Annotated in this window: 23 protein-coding genes and 1 pseudogene; 11 read left to right on the top strand and 13 right to left on the bottom strand. The window is 68.2% G+C overall.

Annotated features, from left to right (window positions below; genetic code table 11):
- The first annotated feature begins 3 nt into the window (after positions 1–3).
- On the top strand, positions 4–864 hold the full coding sequence (locus CA606_RS18035; protein WP_096053271.1) for an NAD-dependent epimerase/dehydratase family protein: 861 nt from the start codon (positions 4–6) through the stop codon (positions 862–864).
- Positions 865–942: 78 nt separating this feature from the next.
- On the opposite strand, the gene CA606_RS18030 is transcribed toward CA606_RS18035, so the two are convergent.
- The 5 genes from CA606_RS18030 to ubiA all read right to left on the bottom strand — a co-directional run bounded on the left by CA606_RS18030 (position 943) and on the right by ubiA (position 4693).
- Positions 943–1470, bottom strand: coding sequence for a hypothetical protein (locus CA606_RS18030; protein WP_096053272.1), 528 nt, complete (start codon positions 1468–1470; stop codon positions 943–945).
- A 33-nt stretch (positions 1471–1503) separates the two neighbouring features.
- On the bottom strand, positions 1504–1857 hold the full coding sequence (locus tag CA606_RS18025) for a VOC family protein (RefSeq protein WP_096053273.1): 354 nt from the start codon (positions 1855–1857) through the stop codon (positions 1504–1506).
- A 45-nt stretch (positions 1858–1902) separates the two neighbouring features.
- Positions 1903–2562 carry a class I SAM-dependent methyltransferase gene (locus tag CA606_RS18020; RefSeq protein ID WP_096053274.1) on the bottom strand — a complete coding sequence of 220 codons (660 nt, stop codon included), beginning with the start codon at positions 2560–2562 and terminating at the stop codon, positions 1903–1905.
- A 24-nt stretch (positions 2563–2586) separates the two neighbouring features.
- Positions 2587–3543, bottom strand: coding sequence for a fatty acid desaturase family protein (locus CA606_RS18015; protein WP_096053275.1), 957 nt, complete (start codon positions 3541–3543; stop codon positions 2587–2589).
- A gap of 202 nt (positions 3544–3745) precedes the next feature.
- Positions 3746–4693, bottom strand: a complete 948-nt coding sequence (gene ubiA / locus CA606_RS18010; protein ID WP_181242676.1) for a 4-hydroxybenzoate octaprenyltransferase — start codon at positions 4691–4693, stop codon at positions 3746–3748.
- Between the two features lie 131 nt (positions 4694–4824).
- On the opposite strand from ubiA, the gene CA606_RS18005 reads away from it, so the two are divergent.
- The 3 genes from CA606_RS18005 (at position 4825) to CA606_RS17995 (ending at position 7265) form a co-directional block, all read left to right on the top strand.
- Positions 4825–5082 carry a hypothetical protein gene (locus CA606_RS18005; protein WP_096053277.1) on the top strand — a complete coding sequence of 86 codons (258 nt, stop codon included), beginning with the start codon at positions 4825–4827 and terminating at the stop codon, positions 5080–5082.
- A gap of 69 nt (positions 5083–5151) precedes the next feature.
- Positions 5152–5439: a DUF454 family protein gene (locus CA606_RS18000; RefSeq protein ID WP_096034444.1), complete on the top strand. Its 288-nt coding sequence runs from the start codon at positions 5152–5154 to the stop codon at positions 5437–5439.
- 32 nt (positions 5440–5471) lie between these two features.
- A complete protein-coding gene (locus CA606_RS17995) occupies positions 5472–7265 on the top strand; it encodes an ABC transporter ATP-binding protein (RefSeq protein ID WP_096053278.1) in 1794 nt (597 codons plus the stop codon).
- Here CA606_RS17995 and CA606_RS17990 read toward each other — a convergent pair.
- Positions 7246–8994, bottom strand: coding sequence for a DUF4153 domain-containing protein (locus CA606_RS17990; RefSeq protein ID WP_096053279.1), 1749 nt, complete (start codon positions 8992–8994; stop codon positions 7246–7248). The two genes, CA606_RS17995 and CA606_RS17990, sit on opposite strands and share 20 nt — an antisense overlap.
- A gap of 100 nt (positions 8995–9094) precedes the next feature.
- On the opposite strand from CA606_RS17990, the gene CA606_RS17985 reads away from it, so the two are divergent.
- On the top strand, positions 9095–10609 hold the full coding sequence (locus CA606_RS17985; RefSeq protein WP_096053280.1) for a S10 family peptidase: 1515 nt from the start codon (positions 9095–9097) through the stop codon (positions 10607–10609).
- Between the two features lie 64 nt (positions 10610–10673).
- A complete protein-coding gene (locus CA606_RS17980; protein ID WP_096053281.1) occupies positions 10674–11057 on the top strand; it encodes an iron chaperone in 384 nt (127 codons plus the stop codon).
- A 138-nt stretch (positions 11058–11195) separates the two neighbouring features.
- On the opposite strand, the gene ppk2 is transcribed toward CA606_RS17980, so the two are convergent.
- Positions 11196–11957: a polyphosphate kinase 2 gene (gene ppk2, locus CA606_RS17975; protein WP_096053282.1), complete on the bottom strand. Its 762-nt coding sequence runs from the start codon at positions 11955–11957 to the stop codon at positions 11196–11198.
- A gap of 46 nt (positions 11958–12003) precedes the next feature.
- On the opposite strand from ppk2, the gene CA606_RS17970 reads away from it, so the two are divergent.
- Positions 12004–12720, top strand: coding sequence for a 16S rRNA (uracil(1498)-N(3))-methyltransferase (locus CA606_RS17970; protein WP_096053283.1), 717 nt, complete (start codon positions 12004–12006; stop codon positions 12718–12720).
- Between the two features lie 141 nt (positions 12721–12861).
- Positions 12862–14226 carry a glutamate--cysteine ligase gene (locus tag CA606_RS17965; RefSeq protein ID WP_096053284.1) on the top strand — a complete coding sequence of 455 codons (1365 nt, stop codon included), beginning with the start codon at positions 12862–12864 and terminating at the stop codon, positions 14224–14226.
- Between the two features lie 18 nt (positions 14227–14244).
- Here the strand turns inward: CA606_RS17965 and CA606_RS17960 are convergent, their stop codons facing one another.
- Both CA606_RS17960 and CA606_RS17955 read right to left on the bottom strand, forming a co-directional pair.
- Positions 14245–14388 carry a hypothetical protein gene (locus CA606_RS17960; RefSeq protein ID WP_096053285.1) on the bottom strand — a complete coding sequence of 48 codons (144 nt, stop codon included), beginning with the start codon at positions 14386–14388 and terminating at the stop codon, positions 14245–14247.
- Between the two features lie 82 nt (positions 14389–14470).
- Positions 14471–14998: a DUF427 domain-containing protein gene (locus CA606_RS17955; protein ID WP_096053286.1), complete on the bottom strand. Its 528-nt coding sequence runs from the start codon at positions 14996–14998 to the stop codon at positions 14471–14473.
- Between the two features lie 89 nt (positions 14999–15087).
- Here CA606_RS17955 and CA606_RS20385 point away from each other — a divergent pair.
- The 3 genes and pseudogenes from CA606_RS20385 to CA606_RS17945 form a co-directional block, all read left to right on the top strand.
- Positions 15088–15213: pseudogene (locus CA606_RS20385) on the top strand (hypothetical protein); the annotation flags it as partial.
- Between the two features lie 3 nt (positions 15214–15216).
- Positions 15217–17097 carry a peptide MFS transporter gene (locus CA606_RS17950; RefSeq protein WP_096053287.1) on the top strand — a complete coding sequence of 627 codons (1881 nt, stop codon included), beginning with the start codon at positions 15217–15219 and terminating at the stop codon, positions 17095–17097.
- A 290-nt stretch (positions 17098–17387) separates the two neighbouring features.
- A complete protein-coding gene (locus CA606_RS17945) occupies positions 17388–17885 on the top strand; it encodes a GNAT family N-acetyltransferase (RefSeq protein ID WP_096053288.1) in 498 nt (165 codons plus the stop codon).
- Positions 17886–18044: 159 nt separating this feature from the next.
- On the opposite strand, the gene tldD is transcribed toward CA606_RS17945, so the two are convergent.
- From tldD to CA606_RS17925, 4 genes are read right to left on the bottom strand one after another with little or no spacing between them, the layout of a single operon-like run.
- Positions 18045–19481, bottom strand: a complete 1437-nt coding sequence (gene tldD, locus CA606_RS17940) for a metalloprotease TldD (RefSeq protein WP_096053289.1) — start codon at positions 19479–19481, stop codon at positions 18045–18047.
- Positions 19482–19536: 55 nt separating this feature from the next.
- Positions 19537–20373, bottom strand: a complete 837-nt coding sequence (locus CA606_RS17935) for a GIN domain-containing protein (protein ID WP_096053290.1) — start codon at positions 20371–20373, stop codon at positions 19537–19539.
- A complete protein-coding gene (locus CA606_RS17930) occupies positions 20370–20933 on the bottom strand; it encodes a DUF1700 domain-containing protein (RefSeq protein WP_096053291.1) in 564 nt (187 codons plus the stop codon). The genes CA606_RS17935 and CA606_RS17930 overlap by 4 nt, the downstream gene beginning before the upstream one ends.
- Positions 20930–21256 carry a PadR family transcriptional regulator gene (locus CA606_RS17925; RefSeq protein WP_096053292.1) on the bottom strand — a complete coding sequence of 109 codons (327 nt, stop codon included), beginning with the start codon at positions 21254–21256 and terminating at the stop codon, positions 20930–20932. The genes CA606_RS17930 and CA606_RS17925 overlap by 4 nt, the downstream gene beginning before the upstream one ends.
- Positions 21257–21572 lie beyond the last annotated feature (316 nt).

Raw genomic sequence — 21572 nt, 5'->3', positions numbered from 1 at the left:
CGAATGGACGCTGAGAACACCCTGAAGACGCCGGTGCTGGTGCTGGGCGCGACCAGCCTGATCGGCCGCCACCTAATGGAGCGCCTCAAGGTCGAAGGCTTGGACCCGGTCGCCTTCAGCCGCCGCCCGCCGCCGGGCGACGCCTGCTGGATCGGCGGCGACCTCAAGGACCCTGACCTTGCCGAGCGCCTGCCGGTGGCCGCCACGGTGTTTTCGCTGTCGCCGATCTGGCTCCTGCCGCCCGCCCTGCCGGCGCTGAAGGCGCGCGGCATGGCGCGTCTGATCGCCTTCTCCTCGACCAGCCGGTTCACCAAGACCGACTCGCCGGACGCGGCGGAACGCGCGGTGGCGGCGGCGCTGACAGACGCCGAACAGGCGGTCGAGGCTTGGTGCGCCGCTCATGGCGTGGCCTGGACGATCCTGCGACCCACCCTGATCTATGATGAAGGCCACGATGCGAACGTGAGCCGCATCGCGCGGCTGGTGCGCCGGTTCCACGTCATGCCGTTGTCGGGCGCGGGGGAGGGGCTGCGCCAGCCGGTCCATGCCGAAGACCTGGCCACCGGGGCCCTCGCCGCCGCCCATGCGCCTGCGACCGCCGACAAGGCCTATAACCTCGTCGGGGGGGAGACGGTCACCTATCGCGTCATGGTCGACCGCGTGTTCGAGGGGCTGGGCAAGACGCCCCGCAGCCTGCCGATGCCGACCTGGCTGTTTAGCCTGATCATGCGCCTGGCCAAGCCGTTCTATCCCGGCGCGACGACGGCCATGGGGACCCGGATGGGCCAGGACCTGACCTTCGACTCGTCGGACGCGGCGCGAGACTTTGGGTGGGCTCCGCGAGACTTTCACCCCCGCTTCTAGCCGAGGCCGGCCGGCGCCATGACGCCGACCCTATCGGACCCGTCGCCGGGCCGCGTGACCCGTTGAGGCGGTGAGCCGCTAGCCTTTCGGTGGGCAGGCTGCGCGCATCAAGCCATAGGCGGCGAAGGGCGTCTCCTTGCCGTTCCCCTGGAGCACGATCGTCCAGGTCATGCGGTCCCCGTCGCGCCGCCAGCGATTCAGGAAGCTGGCGTCGGGATAGGGGTAGGCGATGTCGAAGCCGCCAGGCTGGACCTCGCCCTTGCCCACCGCCGTGGCGTCGCCGCCAAAGCTGTCGGCCCAGAAGCCTGAGACGCCGGTCGCCGGCCCCCCCTTCGGCGGCGCGCCGCGACCGGCCAGGATCAGATGGGCCACATACCGGTCCTTGGGATCGGCCTTGGCGTGGCTGTCGGCGTCGACGGTCATCAGGGTTCCGAGCGCGGCGGGACGCGCAGCGAGCGTGATCTCGACCGGCTTGCCCATCACCTCGCCCTCGCCGCGCCAGCAGCCTTCCAGCGCTCGGACCTCGGCGGGAACGGGCGCCGGCGGAGGATCCTCCGCCTGGGCGGCGCCCACGATCGACAGCAACAGCAGGCTCAAGGCCATCATACGCAATTCCCCCAAGGTCCGGCGCGGCCGGATCTACTCGACCCCTGTCGCGCTCCAAACGCCCAGCTGGTTACCCGACGGGTCGGTGAAGTGAAAGCGACGCCCGCCCGGGAAGCTGAAGATCGGCGCGGTGATCACGCCGCCAGCCTTGGTCACCTTGTCGAGCATGGCCTCCAGGTCATGGGCGTAGAGGATGACCAGCGGCTTGTCGCTGGACTCCTCCTGCGGCTTGGCGAAGCCGCCGTCCGCGCCCTGGCCCTCGAAGGCCACATAGTCGGGGCCATAGTCGGCGAAGGTCCAGCCAAACGCGGCGGAATAGAAGGCCTTGGTGGCCGGCAGGTCGCCGCCGGGCCATTCGATGTAGTCGATCTTGCCGTCTTCGCGCATGGCGCTCTCCAATGTCGATGTTCTTTAAATGTTCCTATCGTCCGCTCAGGGCAGAGTCCAGACGCTGGTGCGCTTGACGGCCATGTCCTCCAGCTCGCGGGTGGTCTCGACCTGGTACTCGGCCAGCTTCACCAGGTCGTCCTTGCGGAAGTAGGTGCGGCCGGGATCGCCGATCAGCACCGTCGAACCCTGTGCGCGGCCGCGCCGCAGCCAGTCCATCACCGCCTCGGCCATGGGCTTTTCGTAGCAGATGTCGCCGGCCAGCAGGACCTGCGCCTCCGGCGGAGGCCCACCCAGCAGATTGGCATCGGTGAAGGCGACTAAGACGCCATTGGCTTCGGCGTTCAGGGTGACAGCCGCCTCGCAAAAGACGTCGATGTCATTGGCCAGCACGCTCTTGGCGCCCGCCTTCATCGCCGCGATGGCCACCAGGCCCGAGCCCGTGGCGAAGTCGAAGACGGTCTTGCCGGCCACCGTCTCGGGATGGTCGAGAATATAGCGCGCCAGGGCCTGACCGCCGGCCCAGGCGAAGGCCCAGAAGGGCGGCGGCAGGCCGATCTCCTCCAGCGCCTCCTCGGTCAGCTTCCACAGCGGCGTGACCTCGTCGGCCAGATGCAGCGCCAGTTCGGGCGCATGCGGCGGCGGCAGCAGCTGGGTGTTGTCGCGGATGAAAGCCCGCCGGCCTTCCAGGGTCTGGACGATCATGCCGCGCTTAAAGCACGCGGCGCCTTAGGCGGCGACCGGTTTGCTCGACGCGGCCCGCAGCACGCTCAAATAGCCCGGCGCGGTCAGCATGCCCTGGGCCAGGCCCTTCTGCTCCAGCACCCGGTGGGCCAGCGGCAGGTTCCAGCACGGGGTGTGCATGAACATGTGATGTTCTGAGTGGAAGTACACATAGTAGGGCGCGATCAGGGCGCGCTCGAGCCAGTTGGCGTTCGTGGTGCGGGCGTGGCGGAACGGGTCGGGCTCGTCCTTGGCCACCAGGGCGTGCTCGGCGATGTTGCGCAGGCGCGTGACCAGCGGAAACCAGGTGGCCATCGGCACGACCCACAGCGCCAGCCACGCCCACCAGAGGCCCAGGGCCGACAGCACGACCAGGATGCCGAGGTTCCACAGCAGGAACGGCCTTTGCCGCGCGATCTCGCCGGCGAAGATCGCGCCCTTGGGCTGCCCCGTGGTCTTTGCGCCCTTCATCTTGCCCAGTAGCGGCCCGAAGCGCTGCTTGAAGAAGGTCTGGCCGGTCAGGTCGCGGATCATCTTGCGGCGCAGCGAGCGCCGCGTGGTCGGGAAGGGCGCTGACAGGACGAGGTCAGGATCCTCGGCCTGCTGAGCGTATTTGTGATGGCTGAGATGATAGGGGCGATAGCTGGCCAGCGAGGCGCCCACCGGCGCGGCGCACAGCCACTCGCCCAGCCAGTCATTGACCTTGAGCTTTGGATGCAGCCCGCCATGCGCGGCCTCGTGCATCAGGATCGCCAGACCCAGCTGCCGGGCGCCGATCAGCATGACGGCGACCACATAGGTCAGCGGATTGGGAAAGGCGACGAACAGCGCGCCGGCGGCGAGGATCACGCCCCAGGCGTGGGCCACCATCCAGACGCCGCGCCAGGACGAGCGCGCGGAAATCCGCGTCCATTCCTCGGGCGTGAACAGGTCCAGCGGTTTGACGCGTGGAGCGACGGCCATGCGCGCAGCATCGCACAGTCCGCCTGTGCTCGACAGCGTGACCCTACGTCACCAAATGGAGCCGCCTCAGACGCCATTTGGTGTGTTATCCCGGAAGCCTCGCAGAGGCTATCCGGGACCCAGGGGCGAGCGGCGGTGCGGCGGCCTCTGGGTCACGGCTCTGCGCGCTTCGCGCTTGGCCGGGATGACAAGGGGTTTGAGGCTAGAAGCTGACGCCCGGCTTCCAGAGGCCCGCCACCAGGCCAAGGAACACCAGAAGGCCCGCCAGCGCGTTCGACTTGAAGAGCTTCAGCGCGCCCTGGCCGTCTTCGACCCGCACCGCGGCGGCCTGACGCGACAGGTGCAGGGCGAACAGGCCCGCCAGGGGCAGGAACAGCGGGCCGATGTTCCCGATCCAGCCGGCGATCACCAGCAGGATGAAGCTCACCAGATAGAAGCCGGCGACGCCGATCTGCACGTGCTGGCCCAAGCGCCGGGTCGAGGACTTGATCCCCGCCAGGGCGTCGTCCTCGATGTCCTGGATCGCGTAGATCGTGTCGTAGCCCAGGGTCCAGAAAATCCCCGAGGCGTAGAGCAGGGCGGCCGACCACGACAGATGCCCCGTCGCGGCGGCGTAGCCCAAAAGAGCGCCCCAGTTGAAGGTCAGGCCCAGCCACGCCTGCGGCCACCAGGTGATCCGCTTCATGAAAGGATAGGCGGCCACCAGGCCGAGCGACAGCACGCCCAGCAGGATCGCCATCCAGCCGAGGCAGATCAGGATCAGGAAACTGACCAAGCAGCAGCCGACCACGAACAGCCAGGCCTGTTTGACGCTGATCAGCCCTGCCGGGATCGGCCGCATCGCCGTGCGGGCCACCTGGGCGTCGAAGTCGCGGTCGACGATGTCGTTGAAGGCGCAGCCGGCCGCCCGCATCAGGGCCGCGCCGACGAACACGGCCAGCAGCAGCAACGGATTGGGCCAGCGGCCCTGTTCGGCGGCGGCCAGGGCGATGCCCTGCCAGCCGGGCAGCATCAAAAGCCAGATCCCCACCGGCCGGTCGAACCGGCCCAGCTTCAGCCAGGGCCGCAGGCGCTGCGGCGCATGGCGGTCGACCCAGTTGGTGGCGGCGGCGTCGGGCAGGACGCCAGAAGGGCTTTGGGCGGCGGTCATGCGGCGAGGCTTAACCTGCGAACGGCGCGCTCGTCGCATAGGGAAGATCGATGTCTCCGCGAAAAACGATCAATTGGATTTATTCGCCCCTCGGCGCGAAGGTCTTGGTGTAGCCCCGAGGAGTTCTCGCCATGACCCTGTCACCCCTTTCCGGCGCCGTGCTCCGCATCCTGGCCTGGAGCCTGCTGATGGCCGGCGGCGTGGCCGGGATCGTTCTGCCGCATCCGGTGACCACGGCCCTGTGGACGGCCGCGACCAAGCTGTTTGCGAAGGCCGGAGACGTGGGGATGGTCGCCCGCCTCAGCACGGCCACCAAGTTCGGGCCGCGTATCCGGCGCGGTCTGACCCGCGACCCAGGCCCCATGCCGACGCGCCTTAGCCTCGCTTAAGGGGGCCAGGTCTTGCGAGCCGCTCTCAATTTGCTCGACAGCGGGGTCGCGCGGCGCGAGGATCGGCGCATGGCTTTCGCCGTTCAGGACCGCCGTTCGCGCCGCCGCCGCCTCACCCGCGTCGAGCGCTGGGTGCTGGACGGGATGGGCGGGGTGCTGCTGGCCACCGGCGCGGTCGGGGCGGTGGTGCCGGGCATGCCGACCACCGTGTTCTGGATCGGCGCGGTGCTGTGCTTCCTGAAGACCCGTCCCCACGCCGTGCGCCCGATGCTGCGCGTGCCCGTGGTGGGGCCGGCCATCCGCTGGTTCCTGCGCTGGCGGCCGTTTGGCGGCGGGCGTAAGCGCGGGCGGGGCTGACGCGCGGGCGGGAAAGCCCTATCTCCCGCGCCATGACCGACATGCTCGAGGACGAAGACGAAACCGGCGCCCGTAAGCGCGCGCTGTCGAACCGCCAGGTGCTGGGCTTTGTGGCCCGGTTCTGGAAGCGGCGGCCGGTGCTGTTCGGCCTGGGCGTGGGCCTGACCCTGGTCGCCGTCGCCTTCGATCTGGCGCTGCCCTACGCCTCGGGCTACCTCGTCGACACCGTGGCCACCAAGCCGCGCGGCGATGCGCAGGCCTGGTCGGCGCTGGCGATCTTTGTCGGCGTCTATTTCGCCTTCGCGGTGGTGCGCAACATCGCCCACCGGTTCTGGATCCCCCTGGCGGCCCGGAACATGGAGGAGATGACCAACGAGAGCTTCGCCAAGGTGCAGGCCTTCTCGTCGGACTGGCACGCCGACAGCTTCGCCGGCGCGACCGTGCGCAAGCTGACCCGCGCCATGTGGGGCTATGACAGCGTCACCGACGCGGTGACCATCTGGCTGGGGCCGGGCGTGATCGTGCTGATCGGTCTCTCCATCGCCATGCTGGTGCGCCAGCCGCTGGCGGGCATCATCTCGCTGGTCGTGGTGGCGGCCTATCTGACGGTGAACCTCGTCATCACCGAGCGCTATGTGCGGCCGTCGAACCTCAAGTCCAACGCGCTGGACTCCAAGATCGGCGGGGCCCTGGCCGACGCGGTGACCTCTAACCCGACCGTGAAGAGCTTCGGCGCCGAGACGCGCGAGGCTGAGCGGCTGGCCAAGGTCACGGCGCAGTGGCGCGACGCGGTGATGGTCACCTGGAGCCGCTTCACCGACGTGTGGCTGGGCCAGAACCTGCTGCTGGTCGTCCTGCAGGCCGGCCTGACCGGGGCCATGGTCTGGGGCTGGGCGCAGGGCACGGCCACGCCCGGCGATGTGGCCTTCGCGATCACCGCCTTCATGCTGATGAGCGGATATTTGCGGAACCTCGGCGAAAACATCCGAATGCTGCAGAAGGGTCTGGATGACACCGAGGACGTCGCCGCCTGGACCCGCCTGGCGCCGCAGATCGCCGACGACCCCCATGCGCCGGACTTCCAGCCGGGCCCTGGCGCGATCGAATTCCAGGACGTCACCTTCCGCTACAAGGCCGCCGGCGCGCCGCTGTACGATCGGTTCAGCCTGAAGATCGCCCCCGGCGAGCGGGTGGCCCTGGTCGGGCCGACGGGCTCGGGCAAGTCGACCTTCGTCAAGCTGATCCAGCGCCTGCACGACCTGCAGGACGGGGCGGTGGTCATCGACGGCCAGGACGTCTCGACGGTGAAGCAGGCCAGCTTGCGCCGCGCCATCGCGGTGGTGCCGCAGGACCCGGCCCTGTTCCACCGCACGCTGTTTGAGAACATCGCCTACGGCAAGCCGGACGCCACCCGCGAAGAGGTCGAGGACGCCGCCATCAAGGCTCGCGCCCACGAGTTCATACTGCGCCTACCCAAGGGCTACGACACCCTGGTCGGCGAGCGGGGCATCAAGCTGTCGGGCGGCGAGCGCCAGCGGGTGGCCATCGCCCGCGCCTTCCTGGCCGACGCGCCGATCCTCGTTCTGGACGAGGCGACCTCGTCGCTGGACGTCGAGACCGAAGGCCACGTCCAAGAGGCCGCCGAGGCGCTGATGGAGGGGCGCACGACGATCGTCATCGCCCACCGCCTGTCGACCGTGCGTGGCGCCGACCGGATCCTGGTGTTCCAGGGCGGCCGCGTCGTCGAGGAAGGCCGTCACGCCGAGCTGACCGCCAAGGGCGGGGTCTACGCCCGCCTGAACGCGATCAGCGCGGGGGTGGCGTAACGCTGACCTGGCAGTCCTTGCTTGCCGGCTGCAGCGCCAGGCGCCGGCCGCCCAGGATGAGATCGCGGCGGGCGACCGGTTCGCTCAGGCTGGGCGCGCCGGCTTTCATCCAGGCCTCCAGGTCGTAGCTCTCGCAGCCCGCCGCAGCGATCGCGGTCAGGGCCCAGACGCGGTCCGCGCCTTCGGAGAAGACCTTCAGCCGGTCGCCTTCGGCCAGCAGAACCTCGTCCTTGCCGTCGGCGTCCACATCGGTGACCAGCGCCGGGCACTGCATGGCCGTGAAGGTGCAGTTGGAGCCCGAGGGCGTGGACCAATCCTGCTCGATGAAGCTCTGGGGTAGCGCCTTGCCCGCCGGATAGACGGCCATGGCCTTGAAGTTCGGCCGCGCTTCGCCGGCCGGAGAGCGCTTCTCGGTGCTGGCGGCGGCTTCGCGGGCGAGCTTGGCGACCTTCGCGTCAGGATGCGTCTTGAGGCGGTCCAGCGCGTCACGGCCATAGCGCCCGGCGTCGAAGCGCAGGAAGGCGTAGTCGAACTTGTCTGGCGCCACCTTGCCGCTCTCCAGCCGCTTCACCTGGCTCGCCACCGATAGCCGCGCCGGATCGGCGATCGGGGTGAACAGGGCGATCAGCAGCAGCACGCACACGGCGGCCATCAGCGGATTGGTCCGCTCCAGGGGCTTCATCCAGGGACCAGGCTTCACGGCGGCGAGCGCGTAGCCGATCGTGAAGCCGATGGCGACCAGCAGGAAGACGCCGGCGAACACGCGCTCGGGCGTCAGGCCGTATTGGTCGATCCGCAGCCACAGGGCGTAGCCGGCCAGGATCACGATCGGGATCAGCAAGAGGCCCGCGATCCGCGCCGCGAGCCGGGGGATCAGGTGCGGCGGCTCTTCGCCGTCCTGGTAGGCGGCGTTGATCAGCAGGATCAGCGCGGCGGCGGCGGCTAGAAGCAGGGCCGTGGCGGCCTTGGTGCCCCACAGCGGCGCCAGGCCCGTGAAGGGCAGGGTGGCCAGGAAGCCGCCGCCGATCAGCACCATCAGCGGCAGCAGCCAGGTCAGAAGGGTCAGGCCCACGGTCAGGGCGCCGCGCACCAGGCCCGCGCGCGCCTCGGTCAGTTGCACGGCCATGTGGACGGCGGCGGCGAACATCAGGCCGGTGGCCGGGAAGGCGAAGGCGGTCTCGCCGATCAGCTTGCCGATGGCCTCGATCCCGATCAGCTTGAACAGGGCGGCGGCCAGGAACAGCAGCAGCCAGAAGGCGCCGGTGAAGGCCAGCGACAGCGCCAGCCGCACGCCGTTGGTCCAGGTCAGGTCGAAATAGTCCGTATAGGGCGCGACGGGCTTGCCGGCCGCGTCGGCGGGCTGGACGAGATGGTGGGCGATGAACAGCATCACCGCGGTCGCCAGGAACAACGGTGGCGACAGCGGCCCGGCCCCGATCCGGTCAGGGGCGGCCCCGACCCAGGCGGCGTGGACGGCCAGGATCGCCGTGACGGCGGTGGCGACCGCGCACCAGGCCAGCAGGCTCCGTCGACGCATCGCCGACAGCGCCGCCAAGGGCAGCAGCGGGATCATCAGCACGCAGACCAGCAGCGGCGCGTACAGCATCGGCTGTGCCGCGGGCCAGGCCTTCGACTCGTCGGCCTTCTGCAGCAGGAACAGCGCAATTCCCTGAGCCAGGCCGATGGCCAGGCGAAGAATGGCGGCGTCGCGCGACCGCGTGGCGTCCATGGCGAAGTCCTCCCGTTCGCGGCCACACCATCACGTTGGCTCAAGGTTGTGAAGCCACGCGCCTTGGCCTAGCAATTTCGCCGTCAGTGGAGGGGTATCGATGAAACAGTCTTTCCGAGCGGGCCTGCTGGCCCTGGTCGCCGTGGCGGCCCTGTCGGGTCCGGGCGTGTTCGCTCCGTCGGCGTTCGCCCAGGACAAGGGCGGCGACAAGCCCGCCGCCGAAAAGTCGGGCCTGGACCTGCCGGCGTTCCCCGGTGAGAAGTCGGTCAAGCAGTCGACTGTCCTGGCCGGCAAGACCCTGGCCTACACCGCCACCGTCGGCGCCATGCCGGTGCGCGACGAGAAGGGCAAGAAGATCGCCGAGGTGGTCTATACCGCCTACACCCTGGACGGACCGCGCGATCCCAAGCGTCCGATCACCTTCGCCTTCAACGGCGGTCCGGGCGCGGCCAGCGTCTATCTGAACTTCGCCCTGGGCCCTAAGCGCGTGCAGTTCGGCGCCGAGGGCGACAGCCCGTCGGACTTCAGCAAGCTGGACGACAATCCCGCCTCGTGGCTGGACTTCACCGATCTGGTGTTCATCGACCCGGTCGGCACCGGCTTCTCGCGTTCGCTGATCCCTGAGGACGAGGCCAAGAAGCGCTTCTTCGGCGTCAAGCAGGACATCGATTACCTGTCGCGGATCGTCTTCGACTATCTGGTCAAGACCGATCGACTGGCCGCGCCGAAATACCTGGTGGGCGAGAGCTACGGCGGCTTCCGCGGGCCGCGCCTGGCCTACACCCTGCAGACCGACCTGGGCGTGGCCGTCAAAGGCGTGGTGCTGGTCTCGCCGCTGCTGACCAGCGCCGGCCGCGTCTCGCAGGAAATCTCGCCGCTGCCGGCCATGTGGACCCTTCCGTCGATCACGGCCGCCAAGCTGGAGCGCGACGGCAAGCTGACGCCTGAGAGCATCAAGGCGGTCGAGGATTATACGCGCGGCGAATACATGGTCGACCTGATGAAGGGCGCGGACCCCGCCGCCCTGGACCGCCTGACGGCCAAGGTCTCGGCCATGACGGGGCTTGATCCGACCTATGTCCGCCGCGCCGGTGGTCGCCTGGAAACCCAGTCGTTCCTGCGCGAGGCGTTCCGCGACAAGGGGCGCCTGGGCAGCCGCTACGACAGCAACGTCACCTCGCTGGACCCCTTCCCGTTCGCGCCGGAGCAGGAGGTCAATGACCCGATCCTGGACGCGATCATCGCCCCGACCACCAGCGCGATCGTGGACTTCACGACCCGCGTTGTCGGCTGGAAGCCCGAGGCCCGCTATGAGGCGCTGTCTTACAAGGTCAACGGCCTGTGGGATCGCGGTCGCGGCGCAGACACCGAGTCGGTCACCGACCTGCGCAAGATCGTCTCGGTCGATCCCAAGCTGAAGGTGCTGATCGTCCACGGCTACAACGACCTGTCGTGCCCGTTCTTCGCCTCGCGCCTGATCGTCGATGCGATGCCGGCCACGGCCCAAGGCCGCGTGACCCTGTCCAACTATGCGGGTGGCCACATGTTCTACAGCCGCCCCGACAGCGGGGCTGCGTTCCGCAAGGACGTCATGGCGCTGTATGGGGCGAAATAGTCGAGGCGGTGTCGGCGGGGGCGCTCGTGCAACGTCCTTGGCATGATCGATCGAGGACCATCCGATGATGAAGCCCCCCGCCGCGTCCGTGGACGACTACCTCGCCAGGCTGCCCGCCGATCAGCGTGCGGCGCTGGAGGTTCTTCGCGGTCAGATCCGCGCAGCCGCCCCGGAGGCGGTTGAGGCGATCAGCTATGGCCTGCCGACCTTCAAGCTGAACGGCAATCTCGTCCACTTCGGCGCGGCGGCGAAGCACTGCGCCTTCTATCCGGGCGCGGTGGTGGAGGTCTTCGCCGACCGGCTGACGGGCTTTGAGACCGCCAAGGGCACGATCCGGTTCCAGCCGGAGAAGCCACTGCCGCCGGGGCTGGTCGAGGACATCGTCCGCCATCGCGTGGCCCGGAACGCGGAGATCGCGGCGGAGCGAAAGGCGCGGAAGAGGGGCTAGAAGCGCCCCCTCCGTCGCGCGGCTGCGCCGCGCGCCACCTCCCCCGCAAGCGGGGCAGGAGGGTGGCCCTCTACTCCTCACCCGCATCGCGGGGGAGGTGGCGCGGCGCCGATAGGCGACGTGACGGAGGGGGCGCAGCTACCGCGCCAGCCTTCCGTCCTCCAGCGCTGACGGCTCGAACGGGAAGATCACCGCAGGATCGGGCCTCTCCACGCCCTTGAGGGTCTTCTTGTCGCCGGCGGCGTGCAGCAGCCAGCGGATGACATTGAGCCGCGCGGCCTTCTTGTGGTCGGCGCGGACGCAGATCCAGGGCGCGATGTCGCTGTGGGTGCGCAGCAGCATGTCGTCGCGGGCGGCGGTGTAGTCGTCCCACTTCTCCTCGGCGACCTTGTCGAGATCGCTGGTCTTGAAGGCCTTCAACGGGTCTTCGCGACGGGCCTTCAGGCGCTTGGCCTGCTCGTCGCGGCTGATGTCGAGCCAGAACTTCACGTAGCGCAGGCCGTTCTCGACCAGCATGCGCTCGAAGGCCGGGACGTCGCGCAGGAACTGCTCCTGCTGCTGCGGCGTCGAAAAATCCATCACCCGCTCGACGCCGGCGCGATTGTACCAGGAGCGGTTGAACAGCACCGCCTCGCCGCAGGCCGGTAGCCAGTCGACATAGCGCTGGAGGTACCACTCGCTGCGCTCGCGGTCGGTGGGCTTGGGCAGGGCCACGACCGTGGTGGCGCGCCGGGACAGGTGCTCGGTGATCCGTGCGATCACGCCGTCCTTGCCGGCGGCGTCGCGGCCCTCGAACACCACGAGGATTTTGTCGCCGTCCTTGATGGCCTTTTTCTGCAGGGTGATCAGCGCCAGCTGCAGGTGGACCAGTTCGACGTCGTAGTCGTGTGGCTTGCTCATCTGCCGAGCCTACCCCCGAGCGTGTTGGTTAGGCTAGAAGGACGAAATGATCCGCCTTTTCGTTCCCAATGATCTGTCCGCCGGGGCCGGCGTCGTTCCGACCGTCGACCAGTCGCGCTACCTGACCTCGGTGATGCGCCTGGCCGTCGGCGCCGAGCTTCTGCTGTTCAACGGCCGCGACGGCGAGTGGCGCGCCACCCTCGTGGAGGCCACCAAGCGCGGCTGTCTGCTGAAGGCCGAGGAACAGACGCGGCCGATGACGCTCGGCCCGGACCTTGATTTGATCGTCGCCATGGTCAAGCGCGGCCGGGTCGAGACCATCGTCGAGAAGGCCGCAGAGCTGGGCGCGCGCCGGGTGCGCCTGACCATCACGCGACGGACGAATGTCGATTTCGTCAAGCTGGGGCGCCTGGACGCCATCGCCATGGAGGCCGCCGAGCAGACCGGCCGCCTGGATGTGCCCGAGGTCGCCGACCCGGAAAAGCTGGACAAGATCCTCGACGGCTGGGACCCGGCGCGGCGCCTTGTCTTCTGCGACGAGGGCGGCGACGCCAGACCGGCCATCGAGGCCCTGGCGGGAACCGGTGATCCGGCCGCCATCCTGATCGGTCCCGAGGGCGGCTTCGCGCCTGAAGAGCGCGAGCGCTTGCGCGGACTGCCCTTCGTCACGCCGGTGTCGCTGGGCCCGCGCATCCTGCGCGCCGACACGGCGGCCATTTCGGCCATGACCCTGTGGCAGGCCGCCGCCGGGGACTGGCGGTAGGACGCAGATAACCTCGAGGGCGCCCCTTGAGGTTCGCAAAGAAAACGCCCAACTGGGCGTGACCGAGTAGTATCGCCGTCGGCGGAGAGCATGGGCCTTCTCCTCCCGCAGCACCGCAAACCCTGGGGAGGGACGGCTCGCATGGCCGATATCGCTAGCAGCGTTCAGGAGCGTCAGCTGACGCTCGACGACCTCACCGCCTATTTCGCCAAGGGCTCCAAGCCCAAGGAGGCCTTCCGCGTAGGGGCCGAGCACGAGAAGTTTGGCTTCTATCTCGGCTCGCATGAGCCCGTGCCCTACGAGGGCGACAAGGGGGTCCACGCCCTGCTGACCGGCCTGCAGCGCTTTGGCTGGACGCCGGTCATGGAGGGTGAGGTCATCATCGGCCTCGAGCGCAACGGGGCCAATGTCAGCCTCGAGCCCGGCGGACAGTTCGAGCTTTCGGGCGCGCCGCTGTCGACCATGCACGAGATCTGCGAGGAGACCGGCCAGCACCTGGACGAGGTCAAGACCGTCGCCGACGAACTGGGCCTGGGCTTTACGGGTCTGGGCTTCTCGCCCAAGTGGACGCGCGCGCAGGTGCCGGTGATGCCCAAGGGGCGTTACGTGATCATGCGCAACTACATGCCCAAGGTCGGCAATCTCGGCCTCGACATGATGCTGCGCACCTGCACGGTGCAGGCCAATCTCGACTTCTCCAGCGAAGCCGACATGGTCGCCAAGTTCCGCATGAGCCTGGCTCTGCAGCCGATCGCGACGGCGCTGTTCGCCAATTCTCCGTTCACGGAAGGCAAGCCCAACGGCTTCCTGTCGGCTCGGGCCAATGTCTGGACCGACACCGATCCCAACCGTACGGGCCTTCTGGATTTCGTGTTCGAGGACGGCTTCGATTTCGAGCGCTACGCCCGCTACGCGCTGGATGTGCCGATGTATTTCGTCAAGCGCGGCGACAAGTACATCGACGTCGCCGGCCGGTCGTTCCGCGACTTCATCGAGGGCAAGCTGCCCGAGCTGCCGGGCGAGATCGCCACGATGAAGGACTTCGCCGACCACACGACTACGGCCTTCCCCGAAGTGCGCCTGAAGACCTATCTCGAGATGCGTGGCGCCGACGCCGGCCCCTGGAGCCGTCTTTGCGCTCTGCCGGCGCTGTGGACGGGCGTCTTCTACGATGACGCCGCGCTCGCCGCCGCCTGGGACCTCTGCAAGGACTGGACGTTGGAGGACCGCGAGGGCCTGCGTCGCGACGTGCCGAAGCTTGGCCTCAAGGCCAAGGTCGCCGGTCGCACCGCTCAGGACGTGGCCAAGGACTTCGTGGCCATCGCCAAATCAGGCCTGAAGAATCGCGCCCTGCTGAACGGCGGCTTCCTGGACGAGACCATCTATATGGGCGAACTGGAGCAGATCGCCGACAGTGGGATCACGCCTGCCGAGAAGCTGTTGTCGCTGTACCACGGCGCCTGGGGCGGCGACATCGAGCGCGTCTTCACCGACTGCGCCTACTGAGGCCCCGCCAAGGGCGGCTCAGAGAATCGCGCGAATCACCGCGATCAGACCAACCCAAAGCCCCACCGTCGCCGCCAGGGCCAGCAACCTGCCCCAGGCGAGCCGGCGCAGCGGGCGACGCGTCGTCGCGCGGACAGCCTGATCGTAGGAGATATAGGCCATGGTTTCCTCCGGGCGCCTCTATCGGGCGCTAGGGGCATGGTCGCGCTTTCTAAGCTTAAAAGCGAGTTAAGATGGCCGCCCATCAGGGCGACGAAACGCCGCGATAGGGCGTGTCGATATCGCGCTCGATCCGGTCAGGATCCGGCGTCGTCACGTTCGGCGGCCAGTGGTCGGCCTGGCTGGTCCCCGAGCCGCTGTCGGTGTGGCGGATCACTTCCCCGACATCGAGGGCCTCGGTCTGGGCGGGCGTCGGAGCGCCGAGCTGGAACTCTACATGCTCGGGATAGAAGGCCAGACGCCCGGCGATCGGGCTCAGGGCGGGATAGGGCGCAGCGTAGGACCAGGCCGCGTCCTCGATCACCTGCCGGTCCCGATAGATCGTGAAGTACGAGGCTTGGCCCTTGTAGGGGCAATGGGTGGTCTTGTCGGTCTTGCGCAGGAAAGCCGTCCAGACATGGGCGCGCGGGAAATAGTAGACCGGCGGGTAGTTGGCTTCCCGCAGGACCAGGACGTCGTCGCTGTCGGCGATCTCATGGCCCTCGAAAAGGACACGGACAACGCCGGGCGCGGGCGTCAGGCTGATGGGGTGGGTTTCGTCGGGGGTCTGCATGATCTTGGGCTCCCGTCCGCGTTCGGACCAAGCCTCTAAACGCGCGAGGCGCCAGCCAAGCTTCAGCCATCGTCACGGCTCTGGAGCGCCCGGCGCAAGCCGTTGCTTGTGAAACCGTCTCTCGCGTGGTCTTCTCGCCGCCAAATTGGGGCCGGCGGGGACGATTTGACCATATGGGGGGTCTGTTTCCGCCTCTCGTCACGTTTCAAGGCTAGCGTATGAATATCGTTATCGCCGTGGGTATTCTGGTCACGCTCGTGACCGGCATCCCGGTCCTTGTCCAATTGCTGAAGGGCCATCCGCGCGGCCTGATCATCTGTTTCTTGGCCGAGATGTGGGAGCGCTTCTCCTACTATGGCATGCGCGCCATCCTGATCTTCTACCTGACCCAGCATTTCCTGTTCGACCCCAAGGTGGCGTCCGGCCACTACGGCTCGTACACCGCGCTGGTCTACCTCGTGCCGTTGCTCGGCGGGTTCCTGGCCGATAAGTGGCTGGGCACGCGCAAGGCCGTGGCGTTCGGCGCCGTCCTGCTGGTCGCGGGTCACCTGGCCATGGCGATCGAGGGCAAGCCCGCCGTCCAGACCCTGACCTATCAGGGCGCCACCTACGAGTTCCAGGCCGAGGGCCGGGGGCAGAACCGCGAGGCCAAGCTGGTGGTCGACGGCAAGCCCTATGAGGTCGCCGCCACCAAGGTCGGCGATTTCGAGATCAAGGGCCTGCCCGCCGACGCGCCGCTGCCCGCGGTGCTGTCGAAGGCGGACTACAAGCTGGACGTCGCGGGCCGCGACCCGCTGTACCTGAACATCTTCTGGTTCTCGCTGTCGCTGATCATCCTGGGCGTCGGCTTCCTGAAGCCCAATATCTCGACCATCGTCGGCCAGCTCTATCCGCAGGGCGACCCGCGCCGGGATCCGGGCTTCACCCTCTACTACTACGGCATCAACCTCGGCTCGTTCTGGGCCTCGATCCTCTGCGGTCTGCTGGGCGTCAATGTCGGCTGGTGGGCGGGCTTTGGCCTGGCCGGCATCGGCATGCTGGCCGGCTTCATCGTCTTCGTTATCGGCAAGCCCTGGCTGGACGGCAAGGCCGAACCGCCGGAGCCCAAGGTGCTCAAGGAAAAGGTCGCCGGCCCGATCAATCGCGAGTTGGCCATCTACGGCCTGTCGCTGCTGGGCCTGATCGGCATCTTCTACCTCGTCCAGTTCAACGCCATCGTCGGCGTCGCGCTCAACATCGGCATCCTGGCCTCGCTGGGCTACATCGGCTGGTTCATGTTCACCAAGTGCGCCAAGGAAGAGCGTGAGCGCTTGGCGCTGGCCGTGTTCCTGATCTTCGGCGCGGTGGTGTTCTGGACCCTGTTCGAACAGGCCGGCTCGTCGCTCAGCCTGTTCGCCGCCACCAATGTCCAGCTGGATCTGGTCCGCGAGCCGGTCCGGCTGTTCAGCGGTGCGGTGACCCTGGCCACGCCCGATCAGCTGGCCAAGGCCGGCATCGACGCGGCCTCGACCTTCTGGGTCGACACCAGCTTCAACGCCCCGCAGACCCAGGCGCTGAACGCGGGCTGGATCCTGATCTTCGCGCCCGTGTTCGCGGCGGTCTGGACGTTCTTGGGCGCCCGCGGCAAGGACCCGAATCCGGTGATCAAGTTCGGTCTGGCCCTGATCCAGGTCGGCGCCGGCTTCCTGCTGCTGCAGTGGGGCTCCACCTTCGCGGACGGCGCCTTCAAGCTGCCGCTGATCTTCCTGGTGCTGATGTACATGCTGCACACCACCGGTGAGCTGTGCATGTCGCCGGTCGGCCTGTCTCAGATGACCAAGCTGTCGCCCGCCTCGGTGGTGTCGTTCATGATGGCCGTCTGGTTCATGGCCGTGGCCATCGCTCAGTGGGTCGGCGGCAAGATCGCCGGCCTGGCGGCGACCGAGACGGTGGGTGGTCAGGTGCTGGACCCCGGCGCGGCGCTGGCTGCGTCGCTGAAGATCTTCAACATCATCGGCCTGGTGTCGGTGGTGATCGGGATCGGCTTCCTGCTGCTGTCGCCGGTCCTCAAGAAGTGGTCGCACGGCGCCGACGACGTCGGCGCGCCCAAGAAGGCCTAAAGCGGGGCGTCCTAAGCCAAAGAGGGGCCCCGGCGACGATCCGGGGCCCCTCGCGGAGACGTGGAGGGGACCACGTCTCACCTTCGGGTGAGACGGTCCTCGCGGTGGCTGAAACCGCGGGGACCGCTTCCGCTCCCAACCCGAACGGTCAGGACAATGGCGTCCTGGGTTCGACGGTGCCTCTCGGCTCCCCTTGAGGGTAGTTACAAGCCGGACAGGTGGATTAAACCTTTGCAAGGTGGCGCCGGGCCGCGACCCGTCCGTCGTGGGGCCCAGGCGCAGGTAAGGTTATGAGCCGACTTTCGACCCCCCTCGCCCTCGCCGATCTCGACGCGCCTGAGGGCGCGGCGCTGCTGGCGCTGAACAACGCCCACGCCGTGGAACTGTCCTGGCTGGAGCCCGAGCGGCTGGCGCACCTGGTCGCGCAGGCCTTCCTGGCGCGCCGTGTCGGCGTGGCCGACGCTTTGCTGCTGACCTTCGATCAGGACGCCGACTACGACAGCCCCAACTTCCTGTGGTTTCGCGAGCGCTACCCGGCGTTCGTCTATGTCGACCGCGTCGTGGTTGCCGACAGCGCGCGGGGCAGGGGCCTGGCGCGGGCGCTGTATGACGATCTCTTCGCCGCAGCCAAGGCGGCGGGGCACGACCGCATCGTCTGCGAGGTCAATTCTGACCCGCCCAATCCCGCCTCGGACGCCTTCCACGCGGCGCTCGGCTTTGTCCCGGTCGGGACGGCGGAGATCCATGGCGGGAAGAAGACGGTGACGTATCTGGAGCGGCGGCTTTAGCGCTGAGAAGCGCCCCCTCCGTCGCATCGCCTACCGGCGCTGCGCCACCTCCCCCGCAGGCGGGGCAGGAGGGCTGCGGTGACGTCTTCTCCTCACCCGTGAAACGGGGGAGGTGGCGCGATGCGAAGCATCGTGACGGAGGGGGCGCTTTCGGCGCCCCTAAACCGCCGTGCCGCCCACGGTCAGGCCGGTGATCTTCAGCGACGGCTGACCCACGCTGACGGGCACGCCTTGGCCCGACTTGCCGCAGACGCCGATGCCCGGGTCGAAGTCGAAGTCGTTGCCGATCATCGTCACGCGGGTCAGCGCCGATGGGCCATCGCCGATCAGGGTGGCGCCCTTGACCGGGGCGGTGATCTTGCCGTCCTCGACCAGATAGGCCTCGGTGCACTGGAAGACGAACTTGCCGTTGGTGATGTCGACCTGTCCGCCGCCGAAATTGGCGCAATAGAGGCCGCGCTTCAGCGAGGCGATCATCTCCTGGGGATCGTGTTCGCCGGCCAGCATGCCGGTGTTGGTCATGCGCGGCATGGGCATGTGGGCGTAGGACTGGCGACGGCCGTTGCCGGTGGCCTTCATGCCCATCAGGCGCGCGCTCATCCGATCGTGCATGTAGCCGACAAGAATGCCGTCCTCGATCAGGATCGTGCGCTCGGTCGGCGTGCCCTCGTCGTCGACGGTCAGCGAGCCCCGGCGGCCTGCGAGCGAGCCGTCGTCGAACACGGTGACGCCCGGCGCGGCCACGCGCTCGCCGAGGCGGCCCGAGAAGGCGCTGATGCCCTTGCGGTTGAAGTCGCCTTCCAGGCCGTGGCCGACGGCTTCGTGCAGCAGCACGCCGTTCCAGCCGGGGCCGAGCACCACGTCCATCTCGCCGGCGGGGCAGGCGACGGCGTCCAGGTTCACCAGCGCCATGCGCAGGGCCTCGTCGACCTGATCCTGCCACTTGTCGGGGCTGATCCAGGCGGCGAAGCCGGCGCGGCCGCCGGCGCCCGACGAGCCGCTCTCGCGGCGGCCGTCCTTTTCGACGGTGACCTGGACGTTGACGCGCACCAGCGGGCGGACATCGCGGATCAGCCTGCCGTCGGCGCGCAGGATCTCGACGACCCGGCGCTCGCCGGCCATCGAGGCCATCACCTGCACGACGCGCGGGTCGCGGGCGCGGGCGAAGGCGTCGATCTCCTGCAGCAGGGCGACCTTGTCGGAGAAGTCCGGCGCGCTGACCGGATTGTCCTCGCCATAAAGCTTCTCGTTGGTGGCGCGGGGGCCTTCGGCCGTGACGCCGGCGTGGCCGCGCTTGGCGAGGCTGGCGCTGTCGGCCGCGCGGCGAATTGCCGCCTCGGAAATCTCGGCGGCGTGGGCGTAGCCGGCCGTCTCGCCGGCCACCACACGCAGGCCAAAGCCCTCGCCCGAATCATAGGAGGCGCTCTTGAGGCGTCCGTCGTCGAAGACGAAGGCCTCGCTCTCGGAGCGCTCGAGGAAAAGCTCGCCGTCATCGGCGCCGGTTAGGGCCTCGCCCAGGATCGTGCGGGCGCGGTCGGGATCGACGCCGGCGGCGTCCAGGATCGAAAGGGAAGAGGCGGGGATCGGAGCGTTCATAGCCTACAGGTAGGACTTCCGAACGCGCTCGTCACCCCGCCCCTTTTGTCGCGGGTCAGTACTCGCGGCGGATATCGCCGGAGCCGGTGATCTCGCTGGTCACCAGCTTGGGCTCGGTGCGCAGCTCGACGTCGCCGCTGCCGGAGATGTCGATCTTGGCCTTGTCCGTGGCGAAGACCGCGCCGCCGCCGCTGCCCGAGACGTCGATGGTGGCGTCCTTGGCCTTGAGGGCGGCCAGGTCGGCATAGCCCGAGCCGGAGTTGTCGAGCGTGATCGTCTCGACCTTGCCCTCGGCCTCGACGTCGCCGCTGCCCGAGATGTCCAGCCCCAGGGCCGGGTGCTCGTAGCGTCGGATATCGAGATCGCCGGAGCCGCGCACCTCGAAGCGGGTGACGTCGGGCGCCACGACCGTGATCTTCATCCGATCGCGGTCGTGGCGCACCTGCAGCCCGTCGGGGCCAAGCGTCACCACGGCGCGCTCGGCGAGGTTGATGTCATCCAGGCTGATGCGGCCACCGGCGATCTTCAGGCGATCGACATAGGACTTGGGTCCTGAGACGACGATCTTGGCCTCGGCGCCCTGGACGAACACCACGTCGACCGGCAGGTCGATGGTCAGCGTGTCCTTGCCCGCCCAGGGCAGGGTGCGGTCGACCATCGGCGACGGAGCGCCGCCGGCCCCGACATGGCGGACGGTGCGGACCACCTTGCCGTTGTCGTCGGTGATGGTGACATTGGCCTCATTCCCGAATGGGATCGTCCAGCCGTTGGTCATCAGTTCAGGGCCGGCGATAGCCGCCACCCCGGCGAAGCAACCGACCGCGAGGGCGAAGCTCGCCCCGGCGACGATGAGCGTATTGCGGATCATCATGGTCCCCTCCTCTCCGCTCAAGCTTGTTCCATGGCCGGCTTCAGAAGCCGGAAGTGCAGGCGGGCGTACCAGACGACCGCGTTGAAGACCCCGACCGTCACCAGCGTCAGCAGCGAGCCGACGAAGGTGGCCGAAGCCATCAGGCCGATGCCCGTCAGGAAGGCGGTGATCGGTCCCCCTGGCGGCGCGGTCAGCGGGCCGGCGGCGAAGATGAAGCCGCCGACGAAGAAGATCGTCACGACCGCCACCAGGAAGCCGAACAGCGTGCCCAGCACGCCCAGCAGCAAGGGCAGCAGGAACATCACGTCGATGGCCCCCAGGCCGATCAGGGCGATGATCGCGGCCATGGCGTTGGACGGAGTCTTTTTCTCCTCCCATTGCTTGAGACCGGCCTCGGCGCGCAGTTCGCGGGCCAGGCGATCGGGATCGCCCAGGGCGGCGGCGACCTCGGCCTCGGGACGGCCCGCAGCCTGGGCGTCGGCGAAGTGAGCCTCGTGATCGGCGACGATGTCGGCGATCGTGGTGGCCGGCAGGCCCGACAGGCCCCGGCGCAGGCGGGTGATGAACTCGGCGCGGGTCATGCGGCGGCTCCCACGATATCGTTCACCGCAGTGGCGAACGCGGCCCATTCGGCCTTCTGTTGCTCCAGGCTTTGGCGCCCGGCGGCGGTGAGGCGGTAATACTTGCGCGGCGGACCGCTCTGGCTTTCCACCAGATAGGTTTCGACCAGGCCATCCGACTGCATGCGGCGCATCAGCGGATAGATTGTCCCTTCCCCCATATCGATGTCCCTCGTGAGCCTACTGGCGATCTCGTAGGCGTAGCTGTCGGCGTGCGAGAGCAGGGCCAGCACACAGAGCGCCAGCACGCCCTTCTTCAGTTGGATTTCAATTGCTTCCGGCACGGCGTCCTTGCCTCCGTTGATGCTATCTTCTACCGCCAGGTACTGAGTGGTGCAAGGTACCTACTCATGAATGATACGTAATGATCCGGACGCCGGATTCGGGGGTTTCTGAGAGGGATTCGCGACTGGACCCCCTCGCGGCGGGGGTAACCGGCTATCGCCATGCTCAGCGCGTGGGCTCTGGCGCTTGGCAAGGGCTGGCGATGCGCGTATGCAGCCTCCGGACCGACAATCGGGAGGGCTGGGCGTCGACGCGCGACTCATTTTGAGTGAAGTCGATTGCGCAGGACCTTATCGACAGTCGTAATGTGCATGT

The organism is Caulobacter vibrioides (assembly GCF_002310375.3).
Lineage (GTDB): Bacteria > Pseudomonadota > Alphaproteobacteria > Caulobacterales > Caulobacteraceae > Caulobacter > Caulobacter vibrioides_D.
The sequence above is the reverse complement of the archived record's forward strand: the minus strand, read 5'-3'. Positions and strand labels throughout refer to the sequence as shown.

Bases quoted from the DNA above. Each gene is read 5' to 3' on its own strand.
- CA606_RS17995 (WP_096053278.1), top strand. From the start codon at position 5,472: ATGACCGACATGCTCGAGGACGAAGACGAAACCGGCGCCCGTAAGCGC.
- tldD (WP_096053289.1), bottom strand. From the start codon at position 19,481: ATGAACGCTCCGATCCCCGCCTCTTCCCTTTCGATCCTGGACGCCGCC.
- CA606_RS18005 (WP_096053277.1), top strand. From the start codon at position 4,825: ATGACCCTGTCACCCCTTTCCGGCGCCGTGCTCCGCATCCTGGCCTGG.
- CA606_RS17950 (WP_096053287.1), top strand. From the start codon at position 15,217: ATGAATATCGTTATCGCCGTGGGTATTCTGGTCACGCTCGTGACCGGC.
- CA606_RS17955 (WP_096053286.1), bottom strand. From the start codon at position 14,998: ATGCAGACCCCCGACGAAACCCACCCCATCAGCCTGACGCCCGCGCCC.
- CA606_RS18020 (WP_096053274.1), bottom strand. From the start codon at position 2,562: ATGATCGTCCAGACCCTGGAAGGCCGGCGGGCTTTCATCCGCGACAAC.
- CA606_RS17945 (WP_096053288.1), top strand. From the start codon at position 17,388: ATGAGCCGACTTTCGACCCCCCTCGCCCTCGCCGATCTCGACGCGCCT.
- CA606_RS17970 (WP_096053283.1), top strand. From the start codon at position 12,004: ATGATCCGCCTTTTCGTTCCCAATGATCTGTCCGCCGGGGCCGGCGTC.
- CA606_RS18035 (WP_096053271.1), top strand. From the start codon at position 4: ATGGACGCTGAGAACACCCTGAAGACGCCGGTGCTGGTGCTGGGCGCG.
- ubiA (WP_181242676.1), bottom strand. From the start codon at position 4,693: ATGACCGCCGCCCAAAGCCCTTCTGGCGTCCTGCCCGACGCCGCCGCC.
- CA606_RS18000 (WP_096034444.1), top strand. From the start codon at position 5,152: ATGGCTTTCGCCGTTCAGGACCGCCGTTCGCGCCGCCGCCGCCTCACC.
- CA606_RS17965 (WP_096053284.1), top strand. From the start codon at position 12,862: ATGGCCGATATCGCTAGCAGCGTTCAGGAGCGTCAGCTGACGCTCGAC.
- CA606_RS18015 (WP_096053275.1), bottom strand. From the start codon at position 3,543: ATGGCCGTCGCTCCACGCGTCAAACCGCTGGACCTGTTCACGCCCGAG.
- CA606_RS17990 (WP_096053279.1), bottom strand. From the start codon at position 8,994: ATGGACGCCACGCGGTCGCGCGACGCCGCCATTCTTCGCCTGGCCATC.
- CA606_RS17960 (WP_096053285.1), bottom strand. From the start codon at position 14,388: ATGGCCTATATCTCCTACGATCAGGCTGTCCGCGCGACGACGCGTCGC.
- CA606_RS17980 (WP_096053281.1), top strand. From the start codon at position 10,674: ATGATGAAGCCCCCCGCCGCGTCCGTGGACGACTACCTCGCCAGGCTG.
- CA606_RS18030 (WP_096053272.1), bottom strand. From the start codon at position 1,470: ATGATGGCCTTGAGCCTGCTGTTGCTGTCGATCGTGGGCGCCGCCCAG.
- CA606_RS18025 (WP_096053273.1), bottom strand. From the start codon at position 1,857: ATGCGCGAAGACGGCAAGATCGACTACATCGAATGGCCCGGCGGCGAC.
- CA606_RS17985 (WP_096053280.1), top strand. From the start codon at position 9,095: ATGAAACAGTCTTTCCGAGCGGGCCTGCTGGCCCTGGTCGCCGTGGCG.
- CA606_RS17930 (WP_096053291.1), bottom strand. From the start codon at position 20,933: ATGACCCGCGCCGAGTTCATCACCCGCCTGCGCCGGGGCCTGTCGGGC.
- ppk2 (WP_096053282.1), bottom strand. From the start codon at position 11,957: ATGAGCAAGCCACACGACTACGACGTCGAACTGGTCCACCTGCAGCTG.